The 12,686-nt window shown below is 38.0% G+C and carries 8 protein-coding genes; all 8 read right to left on the bottom strand.

Annotated elements, in window-relative coordinates; genetic code table 11:
• Window positions 1-295 precede the first annotated feature (295 nt).
• Entirely contained in the window at window positions 296-691 is a 396-nt protein-coding gene (locus tag QNJ50_RS26680) for a hypothetical protein (RefSeq protein WP_300641661.1), read from the bottom strand.
• A gap of 397 nt (window positions 692-1,088) precedes the next feature.
• Window positions 1,089-2,927 (bottom strand): tryptophan 7-halogenase, encoded by a 1,839-nt coding sequence (locus QNJ50_RS26675; protein WP_300641658.1) that lies wholly within the window; start codon window positions 2,925-2,927, stop codon window positions 1,089-1,091.
• 154 nt (window positions 2,928-3,081) lie between these two features.
• Complete coding sequence (locus tag QNJ50_RS26670) at window positions 3,082-4,053, bottom strand: DUF1702 family protein (RefSeq protein WP_300641656.1); 972 nt, start codon at window positions 4,051-4,053, stop codon at window positions 3,082-3,084.
• A gap of 207 nt (window positions 4,054-4,260) precedes the next feature.
• Window positions 4,261-5,238, bottom strand: a complete 978-nt coding sequence (locus QNJ50_RS26665) for a DUF1702 family protein (protein ID WP_300641654.1) — start codon at window positions 5,236-5,238, stop codon at window positions 4,261-4,263.
• Window positions 5,239-5,301: 63 nt separating this feature from the next.
• Window positions 5,302-5,841, bottom strand: coding sequence for a hypothetical protein (locus QNJ50_RS26660; protein WP_300641652.1), 540 nt, complete (start codon window positions 5,839-5,841; stop codon window positions 5,302-5,304).
• Window positions 5,842-5,860: 19 nt separating this feature from the next.
• A complete protein-coding gene (locus QNJ50_RS26655; RefSeq protein ID WP_300641650.1) occupies window positions 5,861-9,013 on the bottom strand; it encodes an SDR family NAD(P)-dependent oxidoreductase in 3,153 nt (1,050 codons plus the stop codon).
• A complete protein-coding gene (locus tag QNJ50_RS26650) occupies window positions 9,006-12,089 on the bottom strand; it encodes a type I polyketide synthase (RefSeq protein ID WP_300641648.1) in 3,084 nt (1,027 codons plus the stop codon). Before QNJ50_RS26650 ends, QNJ50_RS26655 begins: the two co-directional genes overlap by 8 nt.
• A 101-nt stretch (window positions 12,090-12,190) precedes the next feature.
• Window positions 12,191-12,361, bottom strand: a complete 171-nt coding sequence (locus tag QNJ50_RS26645) for a hypothetical protein (protein WP_300641646.1) — start codon at window positions 12,359-12,361, stop codon at window positions 12,191-12,193.
• Window positions 12,362-12,686: the final 325 nt, after the last annotated feature.

The following is a 12,686-nucleotide window of genomic DNA, read 5'->3' as shown; positions in this document are numbered from 1 at the left end:
TATTCTCATTACTCAGTATTAAGCATGAACGCTTAACTTAGCCCTAAAAATCAAGTAAAAGAATGTAGCTTTATTGCGGCGATTTTAAGGTTTTCGTGGTTTATACTCAGAGGTGCAAGATATGAGTTGACTTTGAGAGAATTTAGTCGTTTTTTATTAATGCAACTTTTGTGTCATGTGTTACCCTCTCCCAAGTTTGGGAGAGGAGAAGAGGTGAGAGTTTTACACTACCTACCTATATTTAGAGGTCATAGTTCTAATATCGATATTTTGTTCTTTAAAGCTTCATTGAACATCAATTCTCTTCAGATGTGAGAATAATCACGGGTTTTTCTTTCACTACAGTTAGATATAGGCATTTTTTAATTAAGCTCTCATCTTCCCAAGAATATATTGGAATGCCAGAACTACACCTGGAGTTGTCAACTTCTTGTAGTAAATCACGAAAGGTAAATTTATGTCTAGGATTTCCTAAATTAACAGAAGAAATTGCTGCGGCTAAAATAAATACCGAACCAATTTCGCTTAAACTTTTATCTTCAATAGAAATAATTTGCTGAGTTTGCAATTCATGTAATTCGGAATTTGAGAAATTTAGTCCTACAAGTTGGAGACCTTTATTAAGTTCTTTCGCAATATCAGAACTTACAGCAATTTCTGTATGATGAACATTTGAAGTAAATTGAACCATAATTAGAAAATTATTACAAATTTTTAACGTTTTTCTATTATCTGATGATAATTAATATAGGGAAATTATGAATTTATTATTTTCATTTTATTGATATTTATAATTTTTTGTACATGAAGTTTGCATATAATTAAGCTTAACTAAGCATGCATTCTGTACAATTAAATTAACGAATATTAACGGTTTATAAAGTATTAGCTAATAGTTCAAATAATTTATAAATCAGTTTTATGAGTATATTGATTCTAATTATCATTTTATTTCAAAGTTTGCCATTAGCCTTTTATCCTTGTGAATTAAGGAGAAAACAACTAAAAATTCAAAATAAATTAATCACTTAGAAAAACAGACTATAGTTGATTATTGCTGTCTGATAAAAATCAGACAGCAAATAATTCTAAACTTTTACTCCTTCACTCCAAGATTTTAGTTTGGGTTGATATTGGTAGTTCTGAAAATCTTTTCTCATATTGTCGATAACGGTGTTATCAGGTACATTACGCATCTTCAACAGATAGATTTGTTCGCCAATAGCTACATAGAGATATAAAGCTAACAATTGAACTGTTCGGAAAATGCTACGTGGAGATATCGCTCCCAAAATTCCAAAAGCTTTGAAGCGTAATTTTAGGAACATCAGAATTAAGAAGAAGAAAGTACCTTTAATTCCTTTAAAAACATTACAGTGTAAAGGTTCAAACTTTGTGTTTTTCAAGTAATCATCGAAAAATTGCACAGGTCCATACCCGAAAAGTAATTGGTCATTACGAGTAAAGTCCATAATACCAACATTGAGTTTGCGTTCAACAACTTTGTCTAGAAGACCATAAAAATCGGTCATTACACTATTTTTACCGAAGAATATAAAATTAGTAATTCTTTGATATTGAGAGATAAAATCAAAATCAAGGAACCACTTACCTATGTACATTGGAACCAAAATACCAAACCACAGCATATCCTCGGTGTAAGTACGCCAACTCATTGCAGAAGCATGACCTAAATGATTTTCATGCTTTTGATAAATGCGGTTATAGGCTTCAACGTTGTTAACTAAAAAACGGTTGTAGAAATTTTGTTTTTTCTCAGCATCAGGTTCTTGAGAAAGTTTGGCACGAATGCTTTCAGTAACGCTTTCAACTGCAAGAGCTGCTAAAGTTAACCCAGGAGAATAAAAAGGGTCTAACATCTGAGCCGCATCACCTAACACATACCAATTATCTTCAGAAATAACTTTCTTACTTTTATGTGCTAGTCTCGGTAGGTTCCTAAAATCAACAAGCTCACCACTTTCGACTATATTATAAAGAAGAGTATGATTGGCTTTTAAGAAAGCTTTGAATTTATCGGAAGTGTTGATATCCTTGGTAGGAATCACATTTTGATGATATACGACTCCAATTGATAACTCATTTCCACCTTTATTAATAGGAAGCATCCAAATCCAATGACCGTGACCAAACCAGTGATTTGTGGTGTAATAGCGACTCGCAAGGCTAGTATCGGGATTATAGCCATCATCCATCAAAGTACGGTCTATTCCCTTAACATGAACCCATGAAGAACCTGTGTTAATTCCATATAATTTCTCCACATCAAAAATTAAATTGTCGGTCTTTTTACCTATGAGAAAACGACGACCAGAAGCGTCAATTAAATGCTTAGCTTTTAGCTCAATTTTATCGTCTTCAAGCTTGACTTTGATTGCGTGAAGCTCATCTTTGGAGGTTAAGTCGAAATCTAGAACTCTACCTCTATAAAAAGTAGCTCCCATATCTTTATTCATCTGGAGTAAATCTTGCTCGAGTTTTGCTCGGTTAAGTTGAAAAGCTTCCGTGGGAGGAATAGTATTTGTCCAGACGTGATAGTAATCATCAATAGTATTGGTTTGATTTGGATTTTTGGACCAGTGAAAACTCAATCCATGTTTAGGTGCATGATTTTCAATTAGATATTCATAAAGACCTAACTCTTTCATCAAGAAATCAGCAGCAATTTCTACAGTTGATTCACCCACCGTTAAATCTTTTACTGTCCTTTCTGGAGAACGAGGATCGATAATTGCTATCTTGATATTGGGAATATTTAATAAAAGATGTCTAGCTTGAGCGTTCCCAGCGAAACCTCCTCCCATAATTACGACATCATAAGTTAGCTCTCTTATTCTATTGATTGTTTGAGTAGTAGTGTTCATATTGTCAGTAATAGTGTTCATAGTTTGAGTAGTAAAGTTCATTGTTCCAGTTTCTTTTTTGATTTCAAAAACCTGGTAAATATTGTTTGAAAGCAGCAAATCAGCTGAGCTAATGAAATAAAATCAGACAGAAGGTAATTGTTATTTTTTACCTTTGACCTCAATGTAAATCTTGAGTTTGATATGAAGAAAAAGCTTATACAGTAACTGGCGTTTTTAGCAGTTTGGTACGAATTTTTTCTCGGTAAATTTCGTAAATTGGTTGTTCTACAAATACCTTTTCTTTGGTATCAATATTTAAGTCTTCCATGACTTCTATTGTCATTTTAGCAACACTTTCAGTAGACATTCCACAGTAAACTGAGCAAGCTAAATCATTATGTTCAACAATATTATTACCAAGATAACGGTCCCGTGCAGCTTGGGTACAACCGAGAGATACATAAGATCTATAAGAACCAGCTGCTGCTTTTACATTCTCTAATGTTTCTTTACTAACTCCACCAGCATAGGTACTGCCTACACCAATCCCACTCCACATGTCTGCACGACGAGATTCTGGAAACTTTTGTAATTGCTCAACGATTCTGTTAATATCACCGCACAAAAGAAACCAAATGCTTCTACCTAATCCGCGATCAAATGCCCGACGAGCATAACCGATAACTTTCTTAGGAACAATTTGTTTGTGAACGGATTGTTTCCACTTAGTTATTCCATGATGGAAGCCATATCCATCCATTGCCCACCACCTTTGCATAGGTTCCATGGAAGATAAAGATTTTTCGATATCTTGATTGAAAACTGAAATTACAAAACCGGCACCAACATGAATCAAAACCTTGTAATTGGGGTTGCGATCTACAAATTTTTGGAATCTACTTTGCTTCCCAAAACCTATGTAATCAATCATAGCTAAACCCATGCTGGCTCCCTCATAAGCAAACCCACGCAGATTAATATCAAGTGATTGGATTTCGCTGAGGAGAATATGTGATAAACCAACTTCGAGAGCTGTGTTGTAGCCCTTGATGAAAGCATTACTAGATAATCTTATTCGCTTTCTAGCTTCTGTTTCTGTTCCTGGAAAATGTTTCCAGGTATTATCCATTGTTTCTATTGAATGACCAAACAAGTATCGGCGCAACTGTCCACCATGATTAATCATAATTGATTTCCTTTTTTAAGTGGTGAAATGCTCTCAATTTATCTACCATATCTTGCACCTCTGAGTATTAACCCAGATAAATTCAAAATACGTGGCATAACGCTACCTAATTTTTATGACCTTATATCGCTAAATTAAGGACTTTGGTTTTTTACTGAGTAATACAATTACATCAATTTTTGTTGGTGCAAAATGTAAGTCTAATAATTACGTAGCAACTGTACTTCTGATGAACTGAGTACGGATGCCTTCTCGGTAGGTTTCGTAGATTGGTTGATCTACGAGAAGTGCTTCTTGTTCATTAATGTTTAGCCCTTCCATAACTTTGAAAGTTAGTTTTGCTGCATCTTCTGCTGACATTCCACAGAAAATTGAACAAGCAAGGTTAGTATAGTCAACAATATTGTCAGCAAGGTAACGAATATTTGCAGCTTGGATGGAACCGAGAGATAGATCAGATGTATAAGAACCAGCCGCTGCTTTTAGATTTCGCAGGCTTTCTTTACTTACTATACCAGCATAGGTACTGGCTAAACCAATCCCACTCCACATGTCTGCGTGACGGGATTCTGGAAACTTCTGTAACTGTCCAACAATTCTATCAATATTACCAGCAAAGTAAAACCACAAACTTCTGCCTAATCCGCGATCAAATGCTTGACGGGCATAACCAGTAACTTTCTTAGGAACAATTTGCTTTTGTACGGATTGCTTCCACTTAAAGATACCATTGTAAAAACCATAGCCATCTATTACCCAGGAGCGTTGCATAGGATTCATTAGAGCTAGAGATTTTTCAATGTCTCGGTTGAGAGCAGCAATAGCTAAACCAGCACCAATGTGAGCCAAAATCTTGTAGTTGGGATTTTCGTCTACAAATTTTTGGAGTTTACTTTCCTTACTGAAACTTGTGTAATCAATCATAGCTAAGCCCATGCCAGCTCCCTCGTAAGCAAAGCCACGTAGGTTATCATTAAATGCTTGGAGTTCGCTAATGAGAATATGTGATAAACCAACTTCTAAGGCTGTGTTATAGCCGTTGAAGAAAGCGTTACTAGAGGATCTTAATTGCTTTGTACTCTCTGTTTCTATTCCAGCAAAATCCGTCCATAAAGTTTCCAGACCATCTGTAGATATAGAAATACCAAGCAGGAATCGGCGTAAAAATCCACCGTTAAGAATCATTTTTTATCTCCTAGGATACAGCATTATCTTTCCTAGCCAGGTGGGCATTGCCCACCTAATACTCTATTTTTTGTTGACAATGGTTGCAAACATTCTCTGGGAATCCTTGGTAAAGCTAACCGGGAAAGTCATTACATATAACTCTTTACCCGCTGCTTTTCCTCGGAACAACACTGTATCTTCTAGTTGGGAGTCAATGCTCAAAGTAATATCTTTAACATCGACAGCTTTACGCATAGCCTCCATCGCCGACCACAGTCGTGTACCTACAACATCTACAGATTCAGAACCAGTTGCGAGTATTTGATTGAACAGTGCTTCCCATTTATCACTCAATAGAGAAATCCAGTCTGCTTTGGAGCGATGACTAACAGGAACAATATCGCAACCTTGTGGTCCTATACCGGCAACACATAGACAAAATCTGTCATCATGGGAAAGGGATACTTCTACTTGTTGGCTTTCTAATCCCTCAAGTATTGGTTTGCCAGAATCAAGCCATTTGATTTGTACTTGTTTTTGGCTTTCTGCATTAAATAGTGGTATTGAAGTGGCTTTAGTTTTAACTGCCTTAGATTTGACGGTTTTTACAAGAGTTGTCATCGCTTTTTACCTTTGTTAATCATTCAAGGTTGTTCAAGACTTTGTCAACTGTCTGAGAGAAAATTGGTAATTCCTGTTGGTGACGTTCTTCCGCAGATAGGTTATGCATACCAGGCATCTCCATCAAAGATATTTGCGGTACAGTCACATTTAAAGCTGCGGCTCGCTGAACCAATTCTCTGTACAACAGTTTTTCATTGCGAACGCCCGGATTTGCTAATTCTTCGGCAGTGGGGTGATCTGGACGATGGTCAATCATTTGTAACTGATAACCTTCGAGTTTTTCAATTACCCGTCCCTGTTCATCCACACTAAAAACATTGGTATTGTATTGCTTGCCTTTTCTAGTTTCTCCTTGGGCAACACCAATGCAAGAGTCTGCACCGTTAGTATCTATTTGATAAATCTGAATCCCTTTGATACCGATAGGTAAACCTAAATCTTGGGGAACCATAGGCTGTATGGACTGAAGCAGTGAATCACGGTAATAAGGATCTCCCAAGAGGAAAGGTCCTTCGGCTCGGTCTAAAGACTCCTGTCCTTCATCTCCAGTACTCCTTTGAGTACGGAAAATCATTTTTTTAGAATCAAGGCTGTAAATCTGTTCTAGTCTTTGGAAACGTGGTCCTTGGAATAGCAACCAGCTGTAGAGGTCTTGCTTGGGTTCAATTGCTAGAGGTTCTTGAGGTAATTTCACCTCTTCAATGGGAGGTTCTACTTTTTTCCCTAAAACAAATGTAGCAGCAAAATGAGCTGTAGTAAACCCAGTTTGTTCTGTTCTAATTTCTGCCAAGACTCGCTGGGGAGCATTCTTAGATTCTCGTTCTAGTACTTCGGCACGAAGTTCGATTTCTACACCATTTTCAGGATTGACTACAATCGGTCGTTCCAAACGAATATCTTCGATATGCACGGATTGGAATTTTTCTTGACCTACGGTATAAGCAACGGTTTGCGCCATTGCTTCTAGACCAAATACTGTAGGAAATAGGTAAGAACCTTTGTATACGTGGTCTTTTACGTAGGAGTCTTTTTCCAGGCTTAGGTGAGTGCGAAGAGTGATTTCGAGACCAAAATAGAATTTGTCTAATTGCCCAATAAATTTAGATGCTGCTGGACGAGAAAACGGCTTAATTCGCCAAGTATCAAAACCACGTCCCAATATCTGCAAGCTACCTAGACGAGAAGTAATTACAACTTGAGTTTCACCTGGATCTTTTTGCATAAGTTGCACAAAACGATTCACACCCTCATTTTTAGGAATAGCTTTGATTCCCATACGACCAAGGTTACGAATTGTTCCCATACGAACTCCCATACCTACTTCATCCCAAACACTGTAGGCAATAGAAAGAACAGAGGTTTCTGGGTGTTGCTGACCAAAGCGACGCAAAACTTGATCGAGTACTTCATTAGAAAAACTATACCAAGAGTTACCTGGTAAACCAATCACAGCACCAATCGATGAAATACCTGCAAACAGCTTGGGCGGTTTATCCTCGAGTGCTCGACAGAGATTGAATATACCCAAAACTTTCGGTGCAATTTCTGCTTCAGCCTCTGCCAAAGAACAATTGTCTACTCGTCGTGCTTTATTAACTGCTGCTCCGTGAACAACTCCTGTAATATTACCTAAATCTTTTTCAATCTGCTCTACTAATTCTGTTATCGCTTGAGTATTAGCAACGTCACATTGGTAGTATTGACAAGTTAATTCTTCATCGCGGAATCTTCTTAAAATACGGGCAATTTCTGGACTACTATTACCCATAGGATTATCTTGAGGATGTGGTGAACTACCAACCAAAGCCATTTTGACACCGGTTACTCTAGCTAAAGCTAAAGCACACTCGGCTGTAATACCTTTGGCTCCTCCTGTGATTAAAAATACATCTGATGATGACCAAGAGATGTTGCGGTTTTCATATAGCGTTCTGTCTTGAATTATGGGGCGAGGAACCCGACGAATTAGTTCGCTATCATAACCTACTGCTAAGAAAGCATCAGACCTGGAGATTTCCTCAATCACAGGTTCAATTATACTATCTGGTTCTACTTCCCCTGGTAGATCGATGATTCTTACCTTCAAATCAGATCGTTCAAGATGGAGTGTGGATGCAAAGCCAATGGTACACCCTTGCTCAATGTCTCCTATTTGATGTAGCTTACCAAAATATCCGCCTCCAAATTGAATATAGCTAACACTGGTATACTCCCGTTGTCCTTGAGATGAGGGCGGTGGTGTTGCTACAGCGTGAAGCCGCTCCATAGCTCTTCTTAACCGTGTTTCTGGAGATGTATCGGCTTTGATATTCTGGGGTAGTACTGCGATAAAGTGAGTAAATTCAGCTTTTTCAATTAGGGAATTTGCAACCATTTCCCCAAAACTAACAACTTCTACCTGGGCACCTATTTGCTGAAGTTTTTCAGATAGTGTTGTCACTAAATCTGCTTCTTCTGCTTCCGATACTATTAATACTCTAGTAATTTCCCAGTTATCTACAGCAAATAAATTACTGTTATGCATCTTTTGCTCTTCGCTAGAGATAGCTGCGGCTTCTTGAGGAACATATTCAATTGTAAAGTTACGAGTCCAAGAAGTTGATTCTTCGGTGGCAACAGGTGTAAAAATACCTGGTGTAGCCTCTTGATTAATTTTTTCTGGTGGCTGTTGGGGGTTAGATAATTCTTTGAATGCTTGTGCAACTTCTGCTAGGGTAGCGTTGGCAAAATACGATGGATCTACCTGTCCTTGAACTCCTATTTTCTTCGCTACTTGAGAAACTAATTCTGCGGATTTAATTGAGTCTAAGTTTAAATCGTCAAGTAATCTTACTTGTAGATTAATACTATCTCGGGGATATCCAGTTTGCTCGACAACTAAGTCAATTACAATATCCTCTACAGAAACTGAAACTGTCTGCTGTTGACTTTCCTTGTCTACAGAATTAGTTATTGCAACTGGAGAAACCTCAACAGGAGCGTCAGCTTTTGGCTCAGGTATAGCCAAGGATTTATTCTTTTTAGTATTCTTGGATTTGCTAGCAAGAAATGGCGAACTTTGCAGGTCTGCTCGAATTACTTGAGCTAAAAAGTTACCTCGGTGGGAAAAATATTTAGATAGCAACTCGATCAGCTCGTCGTTTTTATGAGAATATGGGGAATTATTCACGATTATCTTGATTAATAGTTAACAACGTAGGTAAATTTTCTAGATCAGTTCGGATTAACTCAGCCAAGAAAGAACCACGTTCAGAGAAGTACTCATCCAAGGCTTCCACCAGTTCTTCCTCTGAGTCTATAAATTGATTGAATGAGTTAGTGTTAATCCCGTTTTCTATGAAACTACTCGCAATTGGAGCGATTGCAGATATTTCTTCATCGGATACGTCAAAAGGTCGTTCGCATTGGTTCTCAATGAAAATACGTTCTGATGCAGGTATAAAAGCTCGCCACAAGCGATTTTCGTAAACAGCCTGCCACTCAACTTCGCCACCATGGACAAAGAAACTAGCTAATAAGTTGTTAAAGTCTCTGTCCCGTCCTGGTTTCGATTCAACAGGAATACATATAGGATACTGGGAGTTAGTAGTTGCTTTGACTAAACCAGCAAGTACTTTTCCTGGTCCTACTTCTATCATCAAATCGCATTCTGACTCTATTGTTTTTACCAAGGAGACGAAGTCTACTTGAGAGGTTATTTGATTGGCGAAATGCTGTTTTAATTGTAATCCTTTTGCTAAAGGTTGTCCATTGATACTAGAAAATAAAGTGATAGAAGTTGTGCTTAGATGTTCTGGAATTTGAGCTTGTTCCCGCAAAAATGAGGCTGCTGGGGACATTATTTTAGAATGAAAAGCATTGGCAACAGCTAGTTGACGAGTTTGTATATCTTGAGATTTTGCTTGTTGTACTACTTGTGCAACACTCTCACTTTTCCCAGAGATAACTGTCTGTTGAGGACTGTTTATATTTGCAATCGTTACATATCCAGATACTCCCACTAAGAGTTTCTCAGCAGTTTGATGATCGCAACCTAGACTAGCCATACTACCATTATTATCTCCACCAGTAGACATGGCTTTGCCTCGCATGGCTGCTAGACATATGAGGGTTTTCTCATCGTAGGCTCCGGCAGCGCAAAATGCTGTCAATTCCCCTAGACTATGACCTCCCACAGCAACGGGCACAATCCCAAGACGTTGGAGGTACTTTTGCCATAATAGAGAAACAAAACAAATCGCTGGCGAAGCTATCTCTGCCTGAGTTAAATGTTTTGACCACTCTTGCATTTGTTCTCCATCAACAGCAAGTTCTAGGGAATGATATATATACTTGCTGATGGGTTCAAATCCAATTTCTTCTAGCCAGTTATCTGCTTGTTGCAGAAATTCTTTTGCCCAAGAATGACGTTCTATTAAAGTCCGAGCCATATTTAGCTTTTGCGAACCCTGTCCGGGAAATAGAAAAGCTATCCTAGGGTTTTGAAGACTATTTCCAATCCAGATATCTTCTTGAGGAGATACTTTTATTTTTCCTGAAGTTGGAGGTGTATTCTCAAGTATGTGCTCTAATTCCTCTAAACGCTCCAATAAAGTCATGGGAGTGTCTGCAATTAATGCAGCCCGGATTGGTTGGGATGGGTTAATATCTTCAGTTAACTTTACTGCTAAGTCAACCATTTCTGACATACTCATTCCCTGTGCCATTTCCCTGACAGTTTGAATTCGTTCTATTAAATTTGTAATGGATGTGGCACTTAAAACAAACAGTTCTGTATCTTGATTAGAAACCAATAGTGCTTGCTCTTTCAGAGTTGATTTTAAGTGATTTGCAGGTGCATCTCCAGATTCTAAAGTGACGTGGGAGTTAATTCCACCAAATCCCATCGCAGATACTCCAGCTCGGAGAATATCGCTGGAGCAACGTACTTCTCCACTCAGCACTGGATAAACAGATTTAACTGTGGTGTGAAACACTGGATTCAATTCTGTACAACCAGCTGTAGGAGGAATAACTCGTTGATTAACAGCCATTACAGCTTTAATAAAGCCACCAATACCTGCTGCGGCTTTTGTATGCCCTACGAGAGATTTAAAAGAAGTTACTCCCACACTACGAGGAGCAATTTCACCATCCCCTGCAATCGCTAAAGCAATTCCTTCTAATTCAGTGCGATCGCCTACAGGAGTTCCCGTACCATGTCCTTCAATAAAGTCTAGGTCGTGACTGCTATAATCTGCTTTTTCATAAGCACGACGTAAAGCTTTCGATTGACCAACTTTCGAGGGGGCTGTAATTCCCCCTTTACCATCGGATGAAATTCCCCAACCTTTGATGACTGCATATACATAATCTCCATCAGCCCTAGCATCTTCTAAACGCTTCAGTACCACAAAACCACATCCTTCTCCAGGAATAAAGCCACTAGCTTTGCGATCATAGACATTCATATCTCCAGCACTTAAAGCACCTGCCTTGGCAAAACCAATCAGTTCAAAAGTATCTAGACTAATATCTACTCCTCCTGCTAAGGCAATATCCATTTCTTGGGCTACCAGATGAGTGCAAGCAGTAGCGACAGAAATTACAGAAGAAGAACAAGCACCATCTACTACATATCCACCACCATCGAAATTGAAAAAATTACAGACCCTACCGGCAATGGTATTTGCTAAATTGCCTGCCAAAGTATCTTCTGTAATTGGTGCAAATACGGACTTGTAGTATTTTTCCATTGTTTCTACAAGTATCTCTATGCTTTGCTCAGACATTCCTTTTGCCTTTGCTGCTGCCTCTAAAGCTTTACGGGCAAAAGGCCAACGCAATCGCATATTTTGAGTACGACTTTGCTCACCAGTTAAAGTATTTCCTAAAATAACTCCAGTACGTTCACAAGGAACAGTTTCACGAGTATAACCAGCATTTTCTAAGGCTTGAATAGCTACTTCCAAAGCTAACCAATGAGCGACATCCGCACTATCAAAAGCAGTTTTGGGAACCCGACGTTTTGCCCAGTCAAACTCAAAGCCATCAATCACAGCAGCACGACTTCCGTAGCTTTTATCTGGAGCTTTTTTGTCCGGCTCGTGATATTCACATACTGGTAATCTGTTGTCTGGAAATTGTCGAAATTCCCTTCTTCTTCCTAAAATATTCTCCCAAAGTTGTTTTAAATTATTCGCACCAGGATAATAGCAACCCATACCAACAACTGCTATGGCGGGGATTTTTTTATCTATATACATTGAGATTTTTCCTGCGTTCTATTTTACGGGATCCTGACATCAATGAGAAAATGATCGAAATATAATCAAGACTTCGGAAATAAGTTATGAAGTTTCTGTAACTAAACTTCTCCCAATCCCAAAATCCTTAAGACCCTTACCCATTGGTAAATACGATAACTATCAATATGAAAATTCGAAAGTTCCAGTGTTAAGTTCCCAAAAAAATTTACTTTATTGTTCCAAGGATCGGAAACGAGAACGTTAATATCTTGTAGATAATGCTTTTTCATTAGGAATTACCTGTTTAGTGGAGAGTATCTCACTTTTGTAAAAATACTCAAATTTTGCACATCTGCATACACAACACTAAAGGCTTAAAATAGCCTCATTAAAGCTACACCTTTTTATTTGCTCTTTATTACTCAATTGCTTTTGTATTCAATACTTAAGTGATTCAAAGGCATCAAATTTATTAAGTTACAACAATACAAAACCTGAAACTGGTCGTAATATTCTTTCCGTTTACTTTGGAATGATTTAAAAGGTGATTGAAAAAACTCTGAACCTTTGTTCATATAAAATATATAATTCCGATGCTAACGGATTTGATATAAA

This window comes from Mastigocoleus sp. MO_188.B34 (genome assembly GCF_030065675.1).
Lineage (GTDB): Bacteria > Cyanobacteriota > Cyanobacteriia > Cyanobacteriales > Nostocaceae > Mastigocoleus.
The sequence above is the reverse complement of the archived record's forward strand: the minus strand, read 5'-3'. Positions and strand labels throughout refer to the sequence as shown.